The organism is Mesorhizobium sp. M1163 (assembly GCF_040318415.1).
Classification (GTDB): domain Bacteria; phylum Pseudomonadota; class Alphaproteobacteria; order Rhizobiales; family Rhizobiaceae; genus Mesorhizobium.
The window spans coordinates 152,648-176,441 of sequence record NZ_JAMYMF010000010.1; the positions used below are offsets into that span (position 1 = coordinate 152,648).

Consider the following 23,794-nt stretch of genomic DNA (forward strand, 5'->3'; position numbering starts at 1 on the left):
GCAGGTTAAGCCTGACGCAGGGGAACGGGCAAGCAGACGATTTGCCGGCTTTGGGCTTAAAGATATTCAATGAGAAACGCGCTTATCGACCGGACGCTGCCGTGGCTGCGATATTGAGCTTCGCCCTTGATTCGGTCTCTGCCTTGTTGTCGGCCGGTCGGGCACCGGAGACCGGCGAGACTTCGAAATTGGCCCCGAGCCAGGCTATTGCGCCGGTCACGCCATCGAGGACATAGGTTGCGGCCGTCGGTCCGTTCGGCTTCACTCGGATCGAGATGCCGCCAATTTCGTTGATGGCCTCGAAACCGTGTTCGTCCGATGTGTCGTCTCCGAGGAATATCGGCCGCCGGCCGACAAAGGGCGGAATGTCCATGAAACGCCGGATGGCAGCACCTTTGACGGCTTCCAGAGGCATGAGCTCGACGCCGGCGTTTCCGGGAAGCACCCGATAACCGTTCGGAAGCCGGGCCAATGCCTGTTCGACCAACTGGATTGCCGGCGCAAGCAGTTGCGGCGCTGCTCTTGTATGGACGGCAAGGACCGGACCCTTGCGCTCGACATAGACCTTGCCGCTGCCCAGTTCGGCCTCGATCTCGTCGGCAAGGGCGGCGATGTCGGCAGGCGCGTCGGCGGCATCGATCGGACCCGTCGGCGTCAGCCGGTGCTCCAGCCCATAGAGGCCGGCGATCCTCAGCTTCAGCGGGTGGAACAGCTTGTCCACAGCGGGGATCGAGCGGCCGGTGATGAAGGCGACCGCACCATCCAGCCGCTGCTCGATGCGCCCAAGCAGATTGCGCAATTCCTCGCCGACCGACACCGCGTCGGGATGGGCAGCGTGTTCCAGCAGGGTTCCGTCGATGTCGAGGAAGAGCGCCCATTGCCCTTCCGGCAGGTACGGCGCCGGCGGTTGTTCAAAGCTTTTCACGACGCTGCCTTCCGTGCCCGCTCGAACATCGAGATGACGTTGTTGGTGTTCGACGGCGGGCGCTCGCCAGTTCCGGTCACCCTGTCGAGATCGCCGCGTTTGCGCAGGCGCGCGGCATCCAGCAGCATGCTGCCGGCCCAGCGGTAGACATTATTGTCGCGGACCATCTCGCGCATCGGCCGCAAACGCTCGCGCTGCTCTTCCGGCGTCATCGTCAGCGCCTGCAACAGCGCCTCGCTCATCATGGCTGCATCGTAGGGGTTGACGATCAGTGCCTCCAGCAATTCGCGCGAGGCGCCGGCGAAGGTGCTGAGCAAAAGCACGCCCTGTTCGTCGTCGCGCGCCGCGACGAATTCCTTGGCGACAAGGTTCATGCCGTCATGCAGGCTGGTGACCATGCAGATGTCGGCGGCGCGATAGACCTCGTAGACCTGCTCCTGCCGATGATGTTCGGCGACCATCAGGATAGGGCTGTATGTCTCGCTGCCATAGCGCCGGTTGAGCTCCTCGGCACAGCGGCGGCATTCGTCATGGAGTTGCTGGTAGGCCGGCAATGTCCCCCGGCTCGGCGCCGCGATCTGCAGGAAAACCACCTTGCCTATCCATTCGGGATATCTGGTGAACAATTCGTCCAAGGCATGGAAGCGATCGAGAATGCCTTTCGTGTAGTCGAGGCGCTCGACGCCAACGCATAGTTTGGTCTCCGCAGACAGGCCGAATCTGTCACGGACGCGGGCGCGGCACTCCTCGACAGACGGCAAACTTGCCAGCAATTGGGCCGGCCATTCTATGGAAATGGGATAGGCGTGGACCAACGTGGTCTGTCCGCCATAGGAGATCGCCGCGTCGGCCCGTTCTATGCGGCTCTCCAGAAAGCGGTCGACACTTTCGGTGAAGTTGTTGGCATGGAACTGGGTATGAAAGCCGATGATCGAACTGCCGAGCAATCCCTCCAGGATCCGCTCACGCCAAGGACAGATACTGAACACTTCCGAATTGGGCCACGGGATGTGCCAGAAGGTGATGATGATGGCGTCCGGCAGGCGCTGACGGATCATGCGCGGCAGCAGCGCGAAGTGGTAGTCCTGCACCAGCACGATCGGCCGCTCGTTGCGTGCTTCGGCAACCACCGTATCGGCGAACTTGCGGTTGACGACCTCGTAGGCGTCCCAGTCCGAGGCGCGAAAGATCGGGCGGGTGAAGGCGATATGGCAAAGCGGCCATAGGCCCTCATTGGCGAAGCCCAGATAATAGCCCTGATATTCCTCCTCCGTCAGCCAGACCCTGCGCAGCGTGTAGGACGGATTGCCTGGCGGCACCTGCACCCGGTCGTCCTTGTCGACCGTGAGACGGTCTGCCGTTCCGCCGCCATAGGCGATCCAGGTTCCGGCACAGGCGCGAGTGATGGGCTCGAGTGCCGAAACCAGCCCGCTGGCCGGCACCAGAAGTTGGACCCCGTCATCCTTGATGTTGTGGATGTAAGGTTCGCGGTTGGACACGACGATGACCTGTGCGTCCGGCAGGTCGTCGGCCAGGATCTTACGCAATGTGTCGGGCGACCATGTGACCAGCGCCGCGTCGGCCGACTGGCCGTTCTTTTCGAACTCGCGCAGCACCTTGCGTGCCGCTTCCGATGCGACATCCTCGCTCGGCGTGTATGCGGCCGCCGTTGCGCGGCCGCGGCGCTGGCGGGATATCGATAGGAGAATGGCAAAAGCGGAAAAGCCAAAACTTGCAATTAGCAAAACCCAGAGCAAGTCTACAGTATAATCTGACATGGAATGTGATCTCGCCTCCGGCCGCCGATAGCCGTTTTTATTGGTTTTTCTGGTTCGCTGCCGTGCGAAAACAACAGCGTTCCCACGCCGCCCATTTTTGCAACGCACAAAGAGGCTATCGGTTCCGGACGATTGCGGTGCCGCGCGTCGTTTTCGATGCGCCGCAGCGAGGCGGCGTCAGGTGCGCACGATGAGCGGTACCATCCCCTCATACCGATCGGCGAGAAAGGCGACGACCCGATCGCCGACACGCTGGAATGTGAGGTCGACCACCACCGAGCCGACACCCAGATGCCGCAGTGTCAGCGTGTCGATGCCGATCGGCAGCCTCGGGCGGGTGACCCGGATTTCACCGTCCCAGCCATCGATTTCCAGGCCAAGGCAGGCCTGCATCAACATGAAGGCCGATCCCGCCGACCAGGCCTGCGGCAGGCACGCGACGGGATAGGCGATCGGCGCTTCGCCCGGCGACCTGGTAAAGCCGCAGAACAGTTCCGGCAGCCGCATGTTGAAATGGACAGCCGACTCGAACGTGCCGCTCATCAGCCGCACCACGCTGTCGCGTACGCCATAACGTGCCAGGCCGGCACCGCACATGGCAGTGTCGTGCGGCCAGATCGAACCGTTGTGGTAAGACATGGGATTGAAGAATATCGCATCGTCGGCCAGCGTCCTGACGCCCCAACCCGAGTGGAACGACGCCGAGAGCAGCTGATCGGCGACCAACTGCGCCCGTTCCGGCTCGGGCAGCCCGACATAGAGGAGATGGCCGGCATTCGACGTCCGTACCTTGCAGACCTCGCCGGCACCGTCGATCGCCATGGCGTAGAAATTGAGATCGTCCATCCAGAAATGGCGTTCGACCGCGGTGCGCATGGTTTCGGCGCGTTCGTCCCAATGATCGGCCTTGTCGTCCTCGCCACGGCGGCGGGCGAGCGCTGCCAGACCACGGAACGCAGCAAAGACATAGCCTTGCACCTCCACCAGGGCGATCGGCCCCTTGGGCATGCGACCGTCGGCATGGAAGACCGAATCGAAGCTGTCTTTCCAGCCCTGGTTGGCGAGGCCGGACTCGGCGCCGCGCTGATAGGTAACGAAGCCGGTCGCGCGGCTTATCTCTTCGGTCCATTCGGCCGCAGCACAGAGCGATGGCCACAGGCTGTCGAGGAACGCCATGTCGCCGGTACGATCCGCATAGGCACAAGCGAGATGAATGTAGAGCGGCGTGGTGTCGACACCGCCGTAATAGCGGCCAAACGGGAGCTCCCGCAGTGCCGCCATCTCGCCCTTGCGGGTCTCGTGCATGATCTTGCCCGGCTGTGAATCGCTGAACGGCGACGTTTCGGTTGCCTGATGCTGGGCGAGAAAGGCGAGCACGCCACGCGCCAGCCCGGGATTCAACCACAGCATCTGCAGTGCGGAGATCACCCCGTCGCGGCCAAACGCCGTCGAGAACCAGGGTATGCCGGCATAGGGGTAAGGTCCGGTTGCAAGCTCGGTGGTCAGCAACGCCACGTCCGCGCGCGCGCGCTCGATCCAGTCGTTGAAGACGCGGCCAGAGCTGTGCACCGTCGCGCCGTGGCGGCGTTTGGCGCGCATGCCGAAGCGAGCGCGGGCGGCGGCAGCCCGAAAACGGTCGCGGTCGGGTGTCTCCGCCACTTCCGGGCCGACTTCGATATAGAGGACCTCGCTGCTGCGCTTAGTCACCGCAATCAGGAAATCCGCACGGTTGGTGGTCAAATTGTCCGGGGCTTGCGAGAACGAGATCGCCGACAGGCGCACAAGCTGGTCCAGCCCGTCATATCGAAGCACCACGGACGTCGGACTGGTCTCGGCGGCATGGGCTATCCCGCGCTTGGGCCGGGTCGAGCCGCGCACCTCGAACATGTCACGGAAATCTGCTGCGAAATGCAAGGAAACCCGAATGGCCGACGATTCCTGGCTGTAGTTGGAAAGGGTGATGCGCTCGAACAGCCGGTCCTGCCAAAGCAGCCTGACGCGTTCTATGTGGATCGCGCCCTGCGGAATATCCCGGCCACCGACACTCTGAATCGGCAGATTGGTCAGGTTCGAGGTGAAAAGCACATTGTCCTGGCTGAGCGATGCGCCGAGCAGCGACATTTGCCGGCCACCGACCGTCAACCGAAATTCCGAAAGCACACGCGTGTCGTCTCGGAAAAAGCCGTCGCCGGCGCCGCGGATGTCGCCATAGGCGTCGGCCACCGCGAAGCAGTCGCCTTGCTTGAGGGCGAACAGCCGGTGCGGCTCCCGAGGCGCGACCTCGTCGAGAGAGGCAAGGGCTACGGCGGGATCAAGCTTACGCTCGTCGAGTTGATTCATTCGTCACAAACTCTGTCGTTTCGTTCTCAACTTCCACAATGACGCCGATCAGGACGCTCTCGCTTCACCGGGAGCGCCGATCAGGCGCGCATAGGCTGCCACATAGTCGTGGGCCATTCTCGTGGCAGAAAAACGGTTCTCGAATACGGCTCTCACCTGACGCCTGTCGAGGCGTAGCAATTCCGGTATCGAGGCGACCGCAGCGTCGACTGTATCGACAAGGAAACCGGTCACGCCGTGGTCGATGATCTCCGGCAGGGCACCGCAATTCCAGGCGATTACCGGCGTGCCGCAGGCCATCGCCTCTATCGCGGCAAGGCCGAACGGCTCCGGCCAATCGATCGGAAACAGCAGGCCGGCCGCCTTGCCGAGGAATTCCGCCTTTCCGTCCTCTTCGATCTCACCGATATAGTCGACACGGTCGCCGTCGATCAGCGGCTCGACAGTGTCGTGGAAAAACGCGCGGTCGTCATCGCCGATCTTTGCGGCAAGCTTCAGTTTCAGCCCGGAGCGCAAGGCGATCTCGATGGCACGATCGGGGCGCTTGTCGCGCGACAGCCGGCCCAGGAACGCCAGATACGGCTCGTCCGCATCCGTCTCGAAAGTCGGCTCGTAGATATCGATCGGCAGCCCGTGATGGATGGTCGCCAGCCAATTGGCCTTGGCGAGCCCGGCTCTCTGGCTGCGGGAAATCGAGATCATCGGAAAGCGCGGAAAACGTTCGTAGGCCGGCGCCAGATCGACATAGTCGAGCCTGCCATGCGGTGTTGTCACCGTCCGGTCGGGCATGTGTTCGAAGAAAGGAAAATGCAGGAAGTGGCTGAGATGGAAGTGGATGACGTCGAACTGCTGCGCACGGTTCCTCACCTCGGCAAGCATAGAGAGATGTGCCGCGGTTTCGGATTTGTGGGGGCGCGGATCGAGACGCAGCGCACGCTCGCGACACGCCACCAATTTCGCCGACGTTTTGGTATCGCCGCTGGCGAACAGGGTCACGTCATGGCCAAGCTCGACCAATCCTTCGGTCAGATAGGAGACGATGCGCTCCGTCCCTCCATAGAACCGGGGTGGCACGGATTCATGGAGCGGCGCCACATGGGCTATTCTCATGTTTTGGCATTTCCCTCAAAAAGACTGCTCGTGGGATCGAAATGCATCAGTCGCGCTAACGTTCCCGTACAACGGCAAGATGTCGCGCAATTGGGACTGCCGGAGCTTGCCGTCCAGCCAACATTTTTCATGGCAAGCCTCTTTTGCCGGGAACCAAAGGGCCAGTTCGCGAGTTTAGTGGGGTTCGATCGTACGCATCCGGTCGACGGGGAGGAAACGATGGACCGCTTGCAATTCTTTTCGCCCGTGCGGATTTTGCGCGGACAGGGACAGCCTGTGGAGGAGATCGACAGCGTTGCCGAAGCGATGGCATTCCTGCGAAAATGGCCGGCCGGGCGGCGCGGGCCGGTTTACCAATGTGCGGTGAATTGCTGTGCTGCGGCCATGGCCGGCCGGATGTCGGCCGAGGAAGCGAGAAAGGCTTTTGCCGGCTTCGCCCGGATCACCCGCCTGCTCGAGGGCGATCGGCCGTTGCCGGTGAGCGGCGAGGATCGGCATCGCGCGGATGCGCTGCGACGATAGCGCCAGCTGTCGCTAACCCTCAAAACAAGATATCATTCAGCCGGAACGCCCGATCGGCGACCGACTCGCTTTCGCGAACAGTCGTTTGAACTGGGCTACAGCACCGTTCTCGGCGATGTAATCGCAATAGGCGGCGTAATCGGGGTCGCGTGACAGATGGCGTTCCTCGCGGTTGGTGAGATTGGAAAATCTCAGGCCAAAGCTCACGGTGGACCAGACAAAAATCAAGACGCAGAAGACGATCGCCGATCCCCAGAAAACCTGGAGCGCCGGTGTGGGCATCACCGCCGTCCAGTTGGCGCCCGTTTCGTAATTCAGGTAGGCACGGGTGGCGGCATTCATGGGTTCATAACAGGCAAGACAAACCAGCCAGCCGAACACAGTGGGCTCGACGGTGCGGATATGGTTGTCGAGGACGCGCAGCGTGAAAATGTAGCCGACGACCGCGACAAGGACATCCACCATGAACAGGAGATCGATTGCAAAAGCGTGCCAGCGCATGATGTCGAATTGATACGGTTGTTCCAGTCCGGCCAGGATCGAACCTAGCGCGGAGCACAGATAGACGAACATCAGCGGCAGGAAGAAGCCTTTGACGATCCAGCCCCGCACATGCTGGCGTATCTGCTCAGTCCTTTGCGGCACGGCGCCGCCGAGGACGAATGCACCGATTTCGGCATATGAATCTTCCGGATCGGTTTGCCGGCGATCGACATAAGCAACATAAAACGGCGCGGTGACGAGCAGCGCCGGCAAGGTGTCGTAGAGAGCTGCCCAGTAGGGGGCGTAAAACTCACGCCGGTATTCCGGCAATATCCAGTAGACTGCGGCAATCGTCGTGAGCGTGACGATGAAGCCGATGAGTTTGCGCATGACGCGCTCGACTTCAAGCGCTCGCATCGGCTTTGCCTGCAATCCCGTTGAACGCCTTCGAAACGTCTGGAAATAGGCCGTGTCGACCGCGATCATCGCTGCCGCGGTAGCTGCAATGACAGTCATGGCCTGCAAATGCACAGGCCAGCTTTTGTCGACGAGCACCCCGACGGCCAGCGCAAGACCAAGCAGTCCTGCAAGGCCGGTGAGGGGCGCGGTCGCGGATTTCGGTTGGAGCGTCAAGCTACTACTCCCGTTGTCGTGAGGGTTTGATCGTCGTGGGCGGCCGGCACGGGTCACGTGGTCTGCCCACCCGCCGCCGCTGGAGCCACTTGAGCAGCTGCTACACTCCACCGCTGCCGTTGGATCCGCCGCTGCTTGTTCCGTCATTGCCGCCGCTTGAACCACTGCTGCCACTCGAACCGCTGCTGCCGCTTGAACCACTGGTGCCGCTCGAGCCGCTGGTGCCGCTCGAGCCGCTGCTGCCACTCGAACCACTGCTGCCACTCGAACCACTGCTGCCACTCGAACCACTGCTGCCGCTTGAGCTGCTGGTGCCGCTCGAACCACTGCTGCCGCTTGAGCTGCTGGTGCCGCTCGAACCACTACTGCCGCCTGAACTGCTGGTGCCGCTCGAACCGCCGATGGGCCCCTTGTTGGCGTTGCGCGGGGAGGGATAGTTGTTAGCGCCCTCGCTTACATTTTCGCAGGTGCACTTGCGCTGATATTTGGTGCCGAAAGCACTGCGTTCATTGCTCGCCTTCTGGCAGACCACCCTATGGCAAATCAAAGTCGCTTCGGTTGTCTCGGGGGTAAGGCCTGTGATGACTATTGCGGTTGTCGTGGCCGCCATGCCCATGATTGTGAACCGGAGTAAATTCCGAAAATTTTGCATAGATACCTCGCTTTCTGACGCCTCGCTTCTCGGGCTTTCGCCCAAGCTTCCTCATTGTCGAGCGGGTGTTTGCAACAAGGCCGCATACGGATCGCTTACGCCTCAGCGGTCGGGCTCAGGGCGGCGTAAAAACGTTGGACAAAGCGCAGACAATGGTGCCGCATTGCGGTATTTCGATCAGAAAAAGACCAAAGATGCGCTTTTCGGGGGAAACAGATAATGTCGAAACGGCTTAGACTGGTGTTGGGAACGGCCGGCGCAATTGCCGTCGCCATCGTCTGGGGGATCATCGCCACGTCGATGGGGCTGCCATCGATCCTGATAACCGTAGGAGCGGTCGCGATCGGCGCCGGCATCTACAGCTATCAAAGCCGGAGCTGATCCGGCATCCGGCGACGGCGGCTTAGCCCAAAAAATCCCACAGTCCCGGACTGCCCGCGGCAATGTTCAGTGTACGAAAATTACCAACGGCAGCGTCCTGTGGAACGTGTGGCCTCTCGAAGCTATTGTGGTGGCGGTCCGAGACACCCCCGCCTCGGGCCGTTGGCTCACCCAGCCGAGTGGTCCGCTGCTACCCAATCGCGGCGGACCGTTCACCCGCAAGACGGACCCCGGAAGACGGACATTGTGCCGAATCGAGGGAGAACCATGGTCGTTGACGAGATTGCAGCGCGGCGCCTGAAAATTCTGATCGAGCAATATATCGAGACCAGGAAGAGGCGCCACGATGAGGTTTCTACCGCAGCGGCTGAGATCGCCATCAGGGCTGTCATGCCGAATTGCCCGGTCTCCGGAAAAGCCTTGGACGACATGATTGCGGCATGTGCGTTCGAACATGGGCTGGGGGTGCTGTTCGATCGACCTGACGCATGAAGGCTAAAATTAGATAAACCGACCAACCGGAACCGGCATGCCGAGATATTTTTTTCACTTCCGAAACAATGACGGCCGCTTGACGGAAGATTTCGAGGGTCAGGAGTTGGACGGTTTGTCCGCGGCTCAGGATAACGCCATGGCTTCGGCCAAGGAAATTCTGGCCGAGGGCCTGCTCAGCGGCAGCCCGGTCCTGACAGGTCTTTCCTTCGAAATCTGCGACGAGAACCGGAAGCTGCTATTCCGATTTCCCTTCTCGGAAGCTGCCGAAAAGGCTGGCACTCGACCGTGATTGGCCAAAGGCCCGCAATGCGGGCGAGCTTTGTCGAGCCTGGCTGAAAAACCGCATGTCGCGGCAAGGCGGTCGTTGGCGCAAATCAGCACCATAAGCAAATTAGTAGCATAGCTGCCGGCACAAAGCAAGAACAAACATGGCTTGCCTTGCCGACAGGGGAACTATTTATGCTCCCGTTTGTCGGCCCAGGGCTACCGTAGCGTTCCAGGATCTCGAGGGCAGGGGACTGACCAAGGCGAGCGCGGCGAGACTGATCCGCGATCGCGACGGCCTGATCTCCCTGGTCGCCGAGTTGGGCTCTCTGACGCTCCAGGCGCGACGAGGGCGCCTGACACTTTCGACGCACATCTGCTGCGGGCATTGCCCTGCTGTGCGCAAATATGTGATGAGGAGGTGCCGCGCCATCGTTGCGGCGCGCAGATTAAGCCGGGCAGTGTGCTAACTTCCGCTGGCAATCGACCAATTTCCGGACCGGCCTGGTACGTGACCGTGATCTTGAGTCGCAGTGCATGGGAGTTCCATTCCCGATCTTGGCTTATTACGTGCACCGGAAGCGCTTCGTTGCGGGATAAGGCCATGTCCTTCAGTCGGAACTCGACGTCATTTCGCGTCTGATGACGGCAGAGTTTCTCTCTGCCGTCATCAGAACACATACCGAATGCTGGAGGATACAGGTGAAATTGAGAGACGCGGCACTTGCTGTTTTTTCAAACAAACGCCGAGGCGTGGCTTGGTATAAGATCGCACAGAAGAAGGCGGACAGATACGGCTTCTATGTCTATTCCAGCCATATGGTCTGGAAGGACCAGCCATTTTTCCGCAAGGCACTGCAGCGGGTCAAAAACATCCGCGGGATTCCAGATCCGCGAGCTTTTGTCCTGCAAAGCTGCCTACGATCGATCGAGCGGATCGACGGCGATGTGGCCGAATGCGGCGTAAGGCAAGGCCGGTCGACGATATTCATGCTGATGAGCGATCTTCGGCCACGGCACTATCACCTTTTCGACTCGTTCGCCGGCCTCTCGGAACCGACCGCAGAGGATCGCAAGCGAAACGGCCAAACGCCGTGGAAGTCCGGCGATCTCAGCACTGACGAGAGGGTAGCCAGAGAGAATATTTCGGACTTCGGCAACACAACTTTTCATGTGGGATGGATACCGGAAACTTTTCCCAGCGTAGCCGACCGGCGTTTCGCCCTGGTCCATATTGACGTCGATCTATACGAGCCGACGCGTGACGCGCTTGCCTTCTTCTACGATCGGGTGTGCGCACATGGCATCATCATATGCGATGACTACGGCTCCGCGCTCTGTCCTGGAGCCCGAAAGGCCTTTGACCAATTCTTCGAAAACCGCCCGGAAGGCATTATCGAACTTCCAACGGGGCAGGCGATTGTCATAAAGGCAGGCTAGTCCTGAATGGTTGCGGCGGCTCTCCATCGGATGAAGCGAGGACGTCGCCGAAAGCCATGATGGAAATCGGCAGGGCACGGGTATCAATTCTCGCTTGATGGCACCTGAGACGGAGCAAAATAGGCATTGAAGAACTGCTCAACGATCTCGTCGACGACTGAGTTCTTTACGTGCCGCAAGTCCTCTCTGTAGCTACGAGCAAGGCCCCCATAGGTGACAAGCTCGAACGAGGGAAGATAATGGACATTGTCCCGTTCCCGGCAGACTTGACCAAGCACGGCGCGAAGAACGGACTTGCCTTCAGTGCTCGCGGTGACGACATCCGCGTCCTGAAATGTGCGCGCCAATGCAACCGGTGAGACCGTGAGAATTATCGGCGCATCGGGTTTGCGTTCACGGACCATGTCCACGGCAGCCATCACGTTGGCGTAGTTTTCCTGAAAGCTGCTGACGTGAAGCGTTGTTTCCTGCATTCCGCCGCCGCCGAGATAGAGCGGCTTCTGCGCTGCTGCTTTGCCACTGGCCTTGTTGATGAAGACCTCGGTCATTCCAAAGGTGAATATGAATGCCGTGGCGGCATCGAAGCCAGCCCGCATCTCCCGGTTTACGCTCCCGATCACCTCTTTGAGAACTTCCGGAGATTTGGCGAAAATACCGCGCCGATACGGGTCCTGAAAGCTGGCCGAGCCCCAAGGGACGCGTTTCTTGACCTGCCACCAGTCGTCGTCTGCCTGATCCCACACGCCAAGCATTTGCTCGAGCTGGAGGCGAACAGTGAAAGTGTTGTAGAAGTTCATATGTTCCTGCCGAGGCAGCTCATCTACAATGGCCTCCGCGGGGTCGAAGCTGATATTTCCGTAGGACGGGACGCATGCGATGCGTCTGTTTGTCAACGCGCGTCGAATTTCCTGCGCAAAGCAACTCCCCATCGTGAAGAATATATCGTCAGAAGTTAATACGGGGTTTTTGCGTATAGTAATGGCGCCAGAGCTTACAAAGTCGCCATACTTCGCGTTCAATTTATCCGACGCCGTCAGACGGACGGGTTTGGCGTATCCGAGTCGATTGCGTATCCGAAGGTACCTTCGTTTAACTCGCTCCAGAAATGGCACAGTCGCTCCATAGTGGTCACAGCTGGCCCCAACCGCAATGCCGGACATGTAGTCCGCTTCGCGGCTAGCTGCAATCAGAAGGATTCAAGATTGACTATTCGAACGACGTCAGACCTCAGATGCGGTTCTTTTGGCGCATGTTGTCGCGGCGCAGTCTGGTCCCGCTTCACGCTTCATTGAGGCGTCTGTCGGGCTGTCCGCTGACCCCGACAGTTGTGCAGAAATCGCCTTTGGTGGATCGGCAACGCAACATGAGCCGCGCCCTTGGGACCGGGGGATCTCTCTCGCGCACGTCTGGCGTAACCCAAGCCAGACCGAGGGATTAGGGCCTACCAGAGAGGGTAATTGTCCTCCGGCTCAGCTTCCTCGTCAGCTTTTCCTCGTTTTTTTATGACCATCCGCACCAATGCTATTGCGGCTACAACCAGCAAAGCAGCGGATGTCCAAAAAAATATACTATTCATGGAAAACATTCATAGTTTTTCTCTCGTATACGTCAGTATATTAGAGGTTTCTCTTTGGAAAAGTTCAGAAGACCCTGTTCCATAATCGCGTTGGCAACAATCCTGGCAGCGGAATCCGCTCCCTTCTCGGTGAAATGCACCTCGTCGTAATAATTTCTATCCAAAGTCTCGCTGCGTTGGCAAAGGTAAGGCAACGATCCATGGAGATCAACGACCGAGGCGCCGGTTCGCTTGGCTATGTCTTCCACAATGCGTCTGTGTTCCCAAACCGCGTTTGCAGCGGGATCGTTTGGGTCTTCCTGCCGATAATTGGGGTTTACGAAGAGAACCGAGGCTCCGGCTGCCTTTGCGAGGACGACCAGTGCACTAAAGTTCGCACGAAACGCGTCTGGTGGATTGTGCGCAATGTGCTTCGAATTTCGACGTCCATCGCCTCGACGTCGAACAATGTTCCCGACATACGCGGTCGCCAGATTTTGCCGTCTTTTGAACCAACCCGAAAGCCCGCCACCTGACGGTGGCTCGAACCAGGAGCAGGAATACTGGTTGTAGTCTCGAGACAGTCCGTCCAGTCGGCGAGGATGAACATCATTGTGGGTATAGTAGTATACGATAAGATTAGGTGACAATGGTGCTACGTGGAAAAGAAGTCTCAAAACGTTCTCGACCGAGGTATATCCGCCAACTCCTGCGTTGACGATGTCAATTTCGACTCCCGGTTTCAGATCCCTCAGGTATTCGCCCAGCCGGTGCGGATAAGTACGGCTATCGTCTTCTATTCCGGTACAATAAGTAGACGATTCTCCCATACAGACAACTCTTAGACATTGCTCCGGCTTCGGCATGGCGGTTTCCGGGCCCCGGAAGCCCAGGCTATTGTGTCTCGATCTGCCGTTGCCCGAGTGCCACACAGGATTCAGCTCATATAAGGTATAGGGGTTTGGCCGAACCAAAGGTGTCGGGCAACCAGCCCATTTGGCAATCAAGCCTGGGAAACCGATCTGGAGCAGCGCCCTATCGCCTAGAAGCATAATGAGGCCTTTGCGCAAAGTGCGCCGCGCTCTCCAAAGTTGCTTTTTAACCACGTTCATCTCGACACCATGTAGCAACGCCTTTCGTGCGCGTGCTCAATCGGGCTCAAACTCACCGCGGTAGTCCATTGCGAGGGCGGAATCCTGCTTCGGCTTATGGAGAACGCAGTTACCAGCCACCAGCACGTCCAGATCCGTTCCCATGAAGCAGCGAAAAGCATCCGTCGGGGAACATACGATCGGCTCGCTGCGCACATTGAAACTGGTGTTCACCAAGACAGGACAGCCGGTAAGCGCTTCAAACCGGGTGATCAACGCGTGGTATAGCGGGTTGGTCTCGACGTGCACCGTCTGAATCCTGGCCGAATAGTCGACATGCGTGACGGCAGGAATCTCGGACCGACGGACGTTCAGCTTGTCTATTCCGAACATAGCGGCCTCGGATGCAGTCATCGCGCGGTGACGGCTCTGCTTAACCGGAGCAACGAGGAGCATATAAGGCGATTCACCCTCCAGATCGAACCAGTCCGACACATGTGCCGACAGGACTGAGGGGGCGAACGGACGAAAACTCTCGCGAAACTTGACCTTGAGATTGAGCGTCTTCTGCATATGGTCCGACCGCGGATCTGCAAGGATGGATCTGTTGCCAAGCGCCCGTGGTCCGAATTCCATCCTGCCCTGGAACCACCCCACCGCCTTGCCGTCGGCCAGCGCCGCAGCCGTGGCATCGATCAGTTGGTCGGTTGGCATGACTTCGAAAACGGCTTTGGCTCGGCTGAGTTGCGCTTCGATCTCGCTCTGACCGAATTCCGGACCGAGATAACTCCCTTTCATGGAATCTTGCTTGGCTATAACCCGCTCACCGCCGAGTTTAAGATGCCAGGCGGCGAGTGCGGCCCCAAGCGAGCCTCCGGCATCGCCGGCTGCGGGCTGAACCCAGATTCTCTTGAAGGCACCATCTCTGAGCACTTTGCCGTTCGCCACGCAGTTAAGCGCCACACCGCCGGCCATGCACAGATTGGGAATTGCAAAATCTCGTGCCAAGCTGCGAGTCAGCCGAAGAACGATCTCATCGGCGACGGCCTGGATGGACGCGGCAACGTCCATATGAAAATCAGTTAACGGATCGGTATCAGGGCGCCTTACCGGCTGTCCGAAGAGGCTGGCGAACCGTGCGTTCGTCATTTTCAGTCCAGTGGCATACGCGAAATAGCTTTGGTCGAGACGGAAGGTTCCGTCCTCCTTCAGGTCGACCAGCTTTTCCAGGATCAGCGATTTGAACCGAGGCACACCATAGGGGGCCAGCCCCATCACCTTGTATTCGCCACTGTTTATCTTGAAGCCGAGATAATAACAGAACGCCGCGTATAGAAGCCCGAGCGAATGCGGAAACCGCAATTCCCGCACGACATCGAGAGTTGCGCCTCTGCCGATCGCAACTGTCGTGGTTGCTTTCTCGCCAACGCCGTCGAGAGTCAAAACCACAGCTTCATTAAAGGGCGACGGGAAAAACGCGCTGGCCGCGTGGCTTACGTGGTGTTCGGAAAAGAGGATCCGGGATGGATCCTTGAAGCCGCGGTCAATTCTGCGGAGTTCGTCGAAAATGATCCTCTTCTGAAATAATTTTCCCGTCAGCCAAGCGGGCATCGCCTTTCGGAATGAATCGAATCCGCTAGGAGCGGCGTCGAGATAGGTTTCAAGCAGACGCGAAAATTTTAGCAGCGGCTTTTCATAGAATACGACGTAGTCCACATCCTTCAGCAAGACACCGCCGGTCTGCAAAACGGACCGAATGGCGTTTGAGGGGAAGTGTTCGTCGGCTTTTCGACGGGTGAACCGCTCCTCTTGGGCCGCCGAAATGATGGCGCCGTCGACGACGAGGGAGGCCGCGCTGTCGTGGTAGAAAGCCGATATGCCCAATATATTGGTCATAATATTGTCTTCAAAACTGATTGGTCATCGAGTTCAAATCGTTCTTGGTTCTTCGTTCAATCCAAAATGTATCATTGGAATGCGTTCTTTGGAGCCGTCGGCAGATCACTCTGACCAACCGGCGCGCAAATCCGACGGGAAATACCACCCCAAAGAACGTCGATGCACAGACCAAGTCGGAAAACCAACCATTGGTCGCAGCCCTCTTGGAGGGCACGTTGTGAATGTCAGACACTATTTTCGCCCACCACGAGAATGCACCCAAGCTATTGGTAAACGATTGAGCCGAAGGAACAAAGCTTGTCAAGGACGCGGCGTATCACCGAGCCGATTGAGCCCGTGCGGCAGCCTTGACCGTCGCCATTCAATGAGTCGGGTTCGGCATTGACTGCGGCTCCGAACGAAGCCACAGACATGGAATAGGATATGAACTATCGCGGATGCTCAAACGGCGTCCCGAAATCGTGCGGGTCGGCAGAGAGCAGAAGCCCTCCGGTACCAACGCACATCGCATCGGGAAATGGAATGAGCGCAAAGAGACGAATTTCGGCGGTGCTGGCATACCCGCTGGTTAAGCGTCTGATCATCGAGAACCTGCCGCCGCACAAAACGCTGTATCTCGCCGGTTTGCTGTGTTCGATCGCCGTTGCGGCGACGACCGCCGCGTCGGCTTGGATCATGAGCACCATGGTCAATAGCATCTATGTGGAACGCAACGCTGCCGCCGCATGGGGTATCAGCGCCGTAATCATCGGCATTTTCCTGGTTAAGGGCATAGCCGCCTATTGCCAGACCATCACGACGGGGAAGATTCGCCGGGCTATCGTCTCGGACCTGCAAAACCGCCAGTTTTCCCGAATGGTGCGTTTCGACATCGGTCGTTTCGCCAATCAGCATCCGGCGAAATTCGTCTCCAAGATCATGTTCAACGCGCGCGCCGGGTCATCCGTTATTCTCACGCTCACGAGCAGCACCGTCTCCGATGTGCTGACGCTGATTGGCCTGGCAAGCGTCATGGTCAAGCAGGATCCGATGATGTCGCTGATATCCGTGGCGGTTCTGCCGCTGCTGTTCCTGTCGGTGGGCGCCATAACCAGGAAGCTCAAGGCGCTGGCAAGGGGCGAGACGGAGTTGGCTGCACTGGTCCAGTCGATCGGCACGGAAGCCGTCGAAGGTATCCGGACCATCAAGTCCTTTCAGCTCGAAGACAAGGCGGTCGCCAGCTTCGCAAAGGCCGTCGGCAAGATGGAAAGGCGCGGCATCCAGATAAACCGGACGTCAGCGTTGATGAGTCCGTTGATGGAGACCGGCGGCGGCGTGATCATCGGGCTGTTCGTCATTTATGCCAGTTGGCAGACCCTCGGCAACGGCAAGACCCCGGGCGAGTTCATGGCCTTCATAACCGCCTTTCTGCTTGCCTATGAGCCCGCCAAGCGGCTGGCCCGCGTCAATGTCGATATCCAGAAGCAGATGGTGGCGGTTGAGCAGATGTATGATTTGATCGATACGCCCGAGCAGCGACAACTCGCAACCGCCGGCGAGCGCCTCACCGATGTCGAGGGCGGAATCCGTTTTGAAGATGTGGCCTTCTCCTACGAAGGCAACAGCCCGGCGCTGCACGGCGTTTCCTTCGAGGTACGGCCCCGTGAGAAGCTGGCGATCGTCGGCCGCTCCGGCGCCGGCAAGACCACCATCGTCAATCTGATCCTGCGCCTCATTGAGCCGGACAAGGGCCGGATCCTCATCGACGGAAAGGACATTTCCAAGATCGGCCTCGCCGACGTTCGCGACAATATCGCACTGGTGTCACAGGATGTCTTCCTGTTCGAAGGCTCGATCCGCGACAACATCCGCGACGGACGCCCGGGCGCCACCGATCAGGAAATCGAGTCCGCGGCGGACCTCGCCCGGGTCACCAGCTTTTCCTCCAGCCTTGAAAACGGGCTCGACACTCTTGTCGGGCCGAGTGGCACCAACCTGTCGGGCGGGCAGAAACAACGCGTCGCCATCGCGCGCGCGCTGCTCAAGAATGCTCCGGTAATCGTCTATGATGAAGCAACGTCCGCGCTTGACGGCGAAAACGAACGGGCGGTCATGGAGGCTGCTTTCGACGATGCATTCGAGCGCACGGTGATCTGCATTGCGCACAGGCTTTCAACCATCAAGGCAGCCGATCGCATCCTGGTGTTTGACGCTGGCATTCTGGCGGACGCCGGGACTCATGACGAGCTTGCCAGGCGCAGCGAAATTTATCGCTCGATCTTTCACCTGGAGGCGTCCGGCCCGATCGTCGAGGGCAGCAAGCAGCTGCGGCAAAGCGTTTTGCGCTGACGGCGATGACCAGTTTTTATCACGGTTCCTATGTCAGGTATGTGATTGCTGGGATAGGCCTGCGATTGCGCCGATACACAAAGGCCGCGCGGACATTGTTTGCCGGCTCCAAGCCTCATTCCGTTCTTGAGCTGCAGGCCAAGGCCGACGCGCTGATCGCGCGCAGGGACTGGACAGGCCTTGAAGCAAGTATCAATGAAATGGCCATCATGGCTGACCGTTCCCGCAACCCCGAGCTGATGCAGAAGGCAGGACAGGCCTTCGAACGGCTGGGCAACTTCGCCCGGGCGGCCGAGCTTCGGCTTACCGCTCGCCGGCTGCGGAAGGGGAAAAATGCCAACGAGTGGACCGGGGAGAACCTCGGTTCGGATACACTGCTGATCGATCTTGTGGAGGATGACCCGCGCAGCCTTGGCCGGGTTATCCGCCACGCGCGACTGGCCGGCGCCGCCGCTGCCTATGCGCAAAGTGCAACAATTCGGGCAGAGCCGCGGCTCATATCAATTCTGCAGCGAACGTTCCCGAAGGCGACCGTGGTCCCGGCGCAGCAGGATGTGATCGGCGACAAACGTGCGACCTTCGAAGATCTCGCCTGGGTGTTCGGACGCGATGCCGAGAAACTTGCCGCCGACTTCGTGCCGCTGCGAGCAGATCCTGGGCTCGTCGAGACATTCCGCAAGCATTATCGCTCGATCACGGATCTGCCGCTGGTCGGCCTCTCCTGGGGTAGCAAATCCCACACCAAGGACGTGCCTGACTTCCCCGAATGGGCACGGTTCATCGCCCAGACACAAGCGACATTCGTTTCGCTTCAGTACGGACAGATCAAGCCGGCGCTGCGGCGCCTGCGCAATGGCAATGACGCGCGTCTTATCTATGACGACAGCGTTGACCAGATGGTCGATATGGACCGGTTCGCTGCACAGGTCGCAGCGCTCGATGCCGTCGTGACGATCAGCAACACGGCGGCTCATCTATCCGGAGCACTTGGTATTCCGACTATTTTCCTGATCGACGACAATTTTCAGACGGCGTGGCCAGTCATCGGCGATCGAACGCCTTGGTATCCGAAGGGCGTCGTCATTCGTAAGGAAGGGCGCGCGTGGTCGGTGGTGCTCGACGAGGTTGGTCAAAGACTCTCGTCGATCTTGACGACGCATTCCGACGCTGCCTGTTGAGGATCGCCGTGCCGAACAGACGATCCGTCCTTCAAAAAGCACAAGCTGCGGACCTGCGCCCGCAAGCAGGCGCGGGCAAGCGGCTACAGACACTTTTTGATCGAGCAAAGGAACTTCTTAAACGGCCCTCGCGTCATGCCAACGAAAGCGTCGAACGGCATATGAGGCTGATGGCGGAGAGCGTCGAGCGAAGCGACTGGAAGGCGGCCCGGGACCATGCGCTGGCACTCGGCCTGCTGGGTGAGCAGCTTGGCGATCGCGGGCTTGTCAAGAAAGCCGGGCGTGGCCTCAGACGTCTCGGCGGCGGGAACCGTGCCTGGCAGTTGATTGCGTCGAGCAAGCAAATGCCAGGCAGGCCCGAATGGGATGGCAGTGATCTTGCGGGTCGCAGGCTTGCCGTCGAGCGCCGCGAAGGCGATCTTGCGATTTTCCTTCAGTTCGCGTCGTTGCTTGGCCCGGTGATCGCGGCTGCCGAGCGATGCATCGTCTCGGTCGAGCCGCGACTGGTGCCACTCTATCGCCGAACATATCCTGCGCTCGATCTCAGGCTGGAGGAACAGGGGGAGGTGGCGGCGGTGGACGCCGATGTCTTCGCCTGCTTCGAGACACTGGCGAAGCACTTCTGGCCGGATGAACCGGCAGCACGCGCGCCCTTCGTCCCGTTGGAGCCGGACCGCCGATTGGTCGCCGAGTTGCGCAGCACCTACCTCGATCGCGGCCCCGGTCCTCTGATCGGCTTTGCCTGGGGAAGCCTGAACAAGTCCAAGGACCTGCCGGCCCTGGACGATTGGCGGGCGTTGCTCGGCAGCCTGCCGGGACGTTTCGTCAGCCTGCAATATGGCGATGTCGGGCCGGCGCTCTCCGAGTTCGAGCACTGGGCGCCGGGACGCATCATCCATGACGCTTCCGTCGACCAGTTGTCGGATATGGACCGCTTTGCCGCGCAAATCGCTGCGCTCGATGCCGTGGTGACGATCAGCAATACCGGCGCCAATCTGGCGGGGGCGCTTGGCGTCCCAACGGTCGTCATGCTCGACGACGGGTTTCGGCTGTCGTGGCCCGCCTTCGGCGAGACCGTGGCCACATATCCAAGCGTTCGACTGGTCAGAAAAGGCGGCCAGGCATGGGCGTCCGCAATGCAGGAAGCAGGTGGACGGATCAGGCAAATCATCAGTGGAGTTGCTGATGGCCGATAGCCGATTTCTTCTCCGGTTGCGCCGCGCTATCGCGCTTGCCGGCTACAAATACAAGGTTTTGTTCCGCAGTCATCGGCGGCAGCTTTTCCTTCGCTGGCGTGACGGCGATATTGCCGATCAGATGGCGGATTATCGGCGAAGCATCGAGGCGCGCGATTGGTCGGCCGCGCTGCCGAAAGCCCTGGCGCTAGCATCGATCGCGAAGTCGAGGGGCGAGGTACATCTGCTCGACGAGCTCGGCAAGGCGCTGATGCGGATGGGCGCTTACGGCCCGGCGGCCGAACTCAAGATCGCCCGGCGCCATATCGTTGAAGGCCGTGTCGAGCGTGAGTGGCTCGGCCAGGATGTCTCGGGCCAGGTACTGCTCGTCGACCTGATGGAGACCGAGAAGCAGGGGCTGGCCACCGCGATCCATCATGCGAGTTCCGTCGGCCGCGCGCTCGCCCGCGCCGCACGATTGATCGTGCTCGTCGAGCATCGGTTGGTGCCGTTGTTTCAGCGGACATTTCCCATTGCCGATGTGCGGGCTGTCGGTCCCGGGAACAAGGCCGCCTACGCCGAGGCGCAGGCCTTCGCCGGCGTCCAGCATCTGACTGCTGTGTTCGAAACCAATGAGGCGACGATCCGGGAGCATTTCGTCCCGCTTAAACCGGATCCGGCGCGGGTCGCTGAACTTCGCGCCCGCTACAGCGAGGACGGCCGGCCGCTGGTCGGCGTCGGATGGGGCAGCTCCAATCCCGGCAAGGACCTGCCGCCGCTGGCGGCGTGGCGTCCCCTGCTTGGCCGACAGGACCTTCGGTTCGTTTCGCTGCAATATGGCCGGACCGAGTCAGACCTGAAAATCTTGACCGATGGCGACCCGACACGTGTGTTGCACGACCCTACCGTGGATCAGCTTGTCGACATGGACATGTTCGCCGCGCAGGTTGCAGCGATGGACGCCGTCGTAACCATCAGCAACACCGGGGCCCACCTGGCGGGCGCCCTCGGCGTCCCGTCGGTCTTCATCCTTGGTGACGGCTTCAAACGTTCGTGGCCAGTGGAGGGCGACCGCACGCCCTACTATCCTTCGGCCGTGCTGGTCTCAAAGCGCGAACGGCCCTGGGCCGAGGTGATGGACGAGGCGCGACACCACATGTGCTCACTCATCGCCTCTAGTTGACTCCGCCACGCCTGGCATCGCGAACGCACTAGGAAGGCCACAGCAGCCAAGTGGTCAAGGGCCTTTTTTTACGGCGAGAACGCTGTAAACTGCCGGCTGGCGGCTGGTTCAAGACTTGGAGGGCGATGCATATCTTTGGGTAGGTCGGGGAACAAGTCGGCTTCTCTTATCAGCGAAGACTTTGTGCAGCGGCTCCTCGCGGTGTACAGGCTTGTGCATCCAGGAAACCTGTTCAGGCGGGGGCGTATCTACGCTCGCGGCAGGGCAGAGACGAGGACGGTCTACTTCGTCCCACACAATCGCAACAATGTTCGTCTGCTGGCTGATGCGGCTCAACTTCTGGTCGACGGCGGCATTCAATGCGTATTCGCGCATATTGACGGATTGAAACGCGGCGGCGTCGCACGCCCTGAACTAAACGCCCGGGGAATGTCGCATATCAGCTTTGCTGAGCTCAAGCGGACGATCAGACCCTGCGACATGCTGGTGACTGGAAATGACTATGCACCGCAATTTTTTAGGCGGTTCATAGATTCTATCAACTTCGGAATGGTCCGTGTGGTCGGCCTCATCGGAGGTGCGAGACTGCTGCAGCCGCATCGATTTGTGAGAGCTGACTACATCCTGTCGATGGGACCGGCAGCGCTGCAGCAACGACGACAACCGACCTACATTGTCGGCTCCCCGGTAATTGAGCGTGCCGTCGAAAACGCGGGCGCCAGGCACGATGAAGGGCTTTTCGTGCTGGTGAACTTCAAGGGGGATATCGAAGACCTCGCAGACCGCCAATCGATTGAAGCGGTGGCAGCCGCATGTGCGAAACTCGGCCTTGCCCATGTCGTTAGTGTCCATCCCACGATGTTCGCAAAAGTCGACATGCCGAACAAATCGCCCGTAGACTTCGCACAACTGCTCCCGGACGCCCTGGCGCTAGTAACTCGCCCAAGCACCACGGTTTACGAAGCGATCGCCTGCGGCATTCCGGTGGTGCTCTTTCCGCTGGTTTCGCCGATGGTCGAGTTCGACAGTCCTATGGGCGCTTTCAAACCAACATGGTCGGAGCATCAACTCGTCGACGATATCCTTGCTGCGGTCAGGTCAAGACCGACCTATTTTGAGCAAAGCCGGGACTTCCTCAATGCCAATCTGTCGATTGATCCAAAGATGCCAGCTTCGCAACGGATCGCCAATGCTTTGATCGATATTTACAACCGCTGATTTGCGCAATCAAAGTGCTCGCAATCGGAGGCCTAGGTTGAGATTGTTGTCCAACTTCTTTGCAAAAAGGCCGCCACTCCTTGTCGTCTCGTTTCCCAAGTCCGGGCGGACGTGGCTGCGCGTAATGCTTGACGATCTGGGCGTCAATGCGGCTTACACGCATGATGGTTCCGACCACAAGGAGCTGCGTGACATTGCACAGATCAGCACCGACAAATCACGCTACAAACGGCAGCGGATCCTATTTCTGACGCGAGACCCCCGCGACACTGTGGTGTCTGGATATTTTCAGGTTTGCAAACGCCATCAGCTGGGAGCAGGTCCGATAGGCGAATGTGTAAGGAGCCCCAAACACGGCGTCGAGAAGATTGCCCTTTTCAATCTGCAGTGGTTCGCAGCCGCAAGTTACATGCGAAAAATTGCGCTTCTGCGCTATGAAGATATGCAGCGGGATACAAACGACGCTTTGCGCAGTGTCGGAAACTTTGTGGGAAAGTCCTTCGACGAGTCCAACCTTGCTGATGTGGTCGTCAGTAGGTCGTTCAAACGAATGCAGCAATCTGAAATCTCAGGAGAACTGGGTGCGCGCTATGGCGGAAAATTGCGACCACGCAATCCTGACGACCCGGAAAGTTTCAAGGTTCGAAAAGGTAAGGTCGGTGGTTATTTGGACTACCTCAGCGTAGATGATGTAGCCTTCTGCGACAATGTACTTGCGCGGCTCGATTACTGGAAGCGGCTCGATGAGGCCTTCCTGCGGCATGGCATATCTTATATCGGCGACAGGGGCAGGTGTGAATTGATCCGATGCATCGGTTTGTCTGCGGATGCGGACATAGCGGCACGACGCCGATAGCTACGATTTTGCCTCATATGCCGATGCTTTTTTGCCATCTAGGTTCTGCTCTCCGGTTCGAGAAGGCCGAGAAGCAGGCCTGGCTGGCCACAGCGATCCATCATGCGAGTTCTATCGGCCCGCGCGCTCGGCCCGGGCCGATCCCCAGATCACGGCCGCCTACGGCCCTGGGCCGAGGTGATGGACGAGGCGGAGAAGAACATGAGGCGCCTGCTCGAGGCCGCTCGAGCCTGACCGTACAAATCAGCAGGGCGGTTGAGCATCCAGGCAGTTTCCTATACTGGTCTG

At 59.4% G+C, this 23,794-nt stretch carries 20 protein-coding genes; 12 read left to right on the forward strand and 8 right to left on the reverse strand.

Features of this window, described 5'->3' with window-relative positions; all coding sequences use genetic code 11:
- Nucleotides 1-82: 82 nt before the first annotated feature.
- From otsB to NKH43_RS12455, 4 genes are all read right to left on the reverse strand, one after another.
- Nucleotides 83-925, reverse strand: coding sequence for a trehalose-phosphatase (gene otsB / locus NKH43_RS12440; RefSeq protein ID WP_352858360.1), 843 nt, complete (start codon nucleotides 923-925; stop codon nucleotides 83-85).
- Entirely contained in the window at nucleotides 922-2,703 is a 1,782-nt protein-coding gene (locus NKH43_RS12445; RefSeq protein WP_352858363.1) for an alpha,alpha-trehalose-phosphate synthase (UDP-forming), read from the reverse strand. The genes otsB and NKH43_RS12445 overlap by 4 nt, the downstream gene beginning before the upstream one ends.
- Nucleotides 2,704-2,880: 177 nt before the next feature.
- A complete protein-coding gene (locus tag NKH43_RS12450; RefSeq protein ID WP_352816205.1) occupies nucleotides 2,881-5,043 on the reverse strand; it encodes an amylo-alpha-1,6-glucosidase in 2,163 nt (720 codons plus the stop codon).
- 48 nt (nucleotides 5,044-5,091) lie between these two features.
- Nucleotides 5,092-6,153 (reverse strand): glycosyltransferase family 4 protein, encoded by a 1,062-nt coding sequence (locus NKH43_RS12455; protein ID WP_352482649.1) that lies wholly within the window; start codon nucleotides 6,151-6,153, stop codon nucleotides 5,092-5,094.
- On the opposite strand from NKH43_RS12455, the gene NKH43_RS35320 reads away from it, so the two are divergent.
- Entirely contained in the window at nucleotides 6,139-6,675 is a 537-nt protein-coding gene (locus NKH43_RS35320) for a DUF982 domain-containing protein (RefSeq protein WP_502896333.1), read from the forward strand. The genes NKH43_RS12455 and NKH43_RS35320 overlap by 15 nt on opposite strands.
- A gap of 36 nt (nucleotides 6,676-6,711) precedes the next feature.
- On the opposite strand, the gene NKH43_RS12465 is transcribed toward NKH43_RS35320, so the two are convergent.
- Nucleotides 6,712-7,848 (reverse strand): hypothetical protein, encoded by a 1,137-nt coding sequence (locus tag NKH43_RS12465; protein ID WP_352858367.1) that lies wholly within the window; start codon nucleotides 7,846-7,848, stop codon nucleotides 6,712-6,714.
- 32 nt (nucleotides 7,849-7,880) lie between these two features.
- Here NKH43_RS12465 and NKH43_RS12470 point away from each other — a divergent pair, with 32 nt between their 5' ends.
- The 5 genes from NKH43_RS12470 (at nucleotide 7,881) to NKH43_RS12490 (ending at nucleotide 11,023) form a co-directional block, all read left to right on the forward strand.
- Nucleotides 7,881-8,228, forward strand: coding sequence for a hypothetical protein (locus NKH43_RS12470; protein WP_352858370.1), 348 nt, complete (start codon nucleotides 7,881-7,883; stop codon nucleotides 8,226-8,228).
- A 434-nt stretch (nucleotides 8,229-8,662) separates the two neighbouring features.
- Complete coding sequence (locus NKH43_RS12475; protein WP_023717698.1) at nucleotides 8,663-8,824, forward strand: hypothetical protein; 162 nt, start codon at nucleotides 8,663-8,665, stop codon at nucleotides 8,822-8,824.
- 267 nt (nucleotides 8,825-9,091) lie between these two features.
- A complete protein-coding gene (locus tag NKH43_RS12480; protein WP_023717697.1) occupies nucleotides 9,092-9,316 on the forward strand; it encodes a hypothetical protein in 225 nt (74 codons plus the stop codon).
- A 37-nt stretch (nucleotides 9,317-9,353) separates the two neighbouring features.
- Nucleotides 9,354-9,608 carry a DUF6894 family protein gene (locus NKH43_RS35325; RefSeq protein ID WP_023717696.1) on the forward strand — a complete coding sequence of 85 codons (255 nt, stop codon included), beginning with the start codon at nucleotides 9,354-9,356 and terminating at the stop codon, nucleotides 9,606-9,608.
- 677 nt (nucleotides 9,609-10,285) lie between these two features.
- Nucleotides 10,286-11,023 carry a TylF/MycF/NovP-related O-methyltransferase gene (locus NKH43_RS12490; RefSeq protein WP_352790180.1) on the forward strand — a complete coding sequence of 246 codons (738 nt, stop codon included), beginning with the start codon at nucleotides 10,286-10,288 and terminating at the stop codon, nucleotides 11,021-11,023.
- A gap of 83 nt (nucleotides 11,024-11,106) precedes the next feature.
- Here NKH43_RS12490 and NKH43_RS12495 read toward each other — a convergent pair whose 3' ends face one another.
- From NKH43_RS12495 to NKH43_RS12505, 3 genes are all read right to left on the reverse strand, one after another.
- Nucleotides 11,107-12,042: a GSCFA domain-containing protein gene (locus NKH43_RS12495; RefSeq protein ID WP_352790183.1), complete on the reverse strand. Its 936-nt coding sequence runs from the start codon at nucleotides 12,040-12,042 to the stop codon at nucleotides 11,107-11,109.
- A gap of 589 nt (nucleotides 12,043-12,631) precedes the next feature.
- Nucleotides 12,632-13,690, reverse strand: a complete 1,059-nt coding sequence (locus NKH43_RS12500; protein WP_352858375.1) for an SGNH/GDSL hydrolase family protein — start codon at nucleotides 13,688-13,690, stop codon at nucleotides 12,632-12,634.
- Nucleotides 13,691-13,726: 36 nt separating this feature from the next.
- Complete coding sequence (locus tag NKH43_RS12505; protein ID WP_352855921.1) at nucleotides 13,727-15,565, reverse strand: carbamoyltransferase family protein; 1,839 nt, start codon at nucleotides 15,563-15,565, stop codon at nucleotides 13,727-13,729.
- Nucleotides 15,566-16,090: 525 nt separating this feature from the next.
- On the opposite strand from NKH43_RS12505, the gene NKH43_RS12510 reads away from it, so the two are divergent.
- From NKH43_RS12510 to NKH43_RS12535, 6 genes are all read left to right on the forward strand, one after another.
- Nucleotides 16,091-17,896 (forward strand): ABC transporter ATP-binding protein, encoded by a 1,806-nt coding sequence (locus NKH43_RS12510; protein ID WP_051409617.1) that lies wholly within the window; start codon nucleotides 16,091-16,093, stop codon nucleotides 17,894-17,896.
- A gap of 65 nt (nucleotides 17,897-17,961) precedes the next feature.
- The gene (locus NKH43_RS12515; protein ID WP_352640893.1) at nucleotides 17,962-19,074 is read left to right on the forward strand and encodes a glycosyltransferase family 9 protein; all 1,113 of its coding nucleotides are present in this window, start codon (nucleotides 17,962-17,964) and stop codon (nucleotides 19,072-19,074) included.
- A 161-nt stretch (nucleotides 19,075-19,235) separates the two neighbouring features.
- Nucleotides 19,236-20,270, forward strand: a complete 1,035-nt coding sequence (locus NKH43_RS12520) for a glycosyltransferase family 9 protein (protein ID WP_352858379.1) — start codon at nucleotides 19,236-19,238, stop codon at nucleotides 20,268-20,270.
- Nucleotides 20,260-21,432, forward strand: coding sequence for a glycosyltransferase family 9 protein (locus tag NKH43_RS12525; RefSeq protein ID WP_352858382.1), 1,173 nt, complete (start codon nucleotides 20,260-20,262; stop codon nucleotides 21,430-21,432). The genes NKH43_RS12520 and NKH43_RS12525 overlap by 11 nt, the downstream gene beginning before the upstream one ends.
- A gap of 201 nt (nucleotides 21,433-21,633) precedes the next feature.
- Nucleotides 21,634-22,650, forward strand: coding sequence for a glycosyltransferase family 28 protein (locus tag NKH43_RS12530; protein ID WP_156948027.1), 1,017 nt, complete (start codon nucleotides 21,634-21,636; stop codon nucleotides 22,648-22,650).
- 46 nt (nucleotides 22,651-22,696) lie between these two features.
- A complete protein-coding gene (locus NKH43_RS12535) occupies nucleotides 22,697-23,506 on the forward strand; it encodes a sulfotransferase domain-containing protein (RefSeq protein ID WP_352858406.1) in 810 nt (269 codons plus the stop codon).
- Nucleotides 23,507-23,794 lie beyond the last annotated feature (288 nt).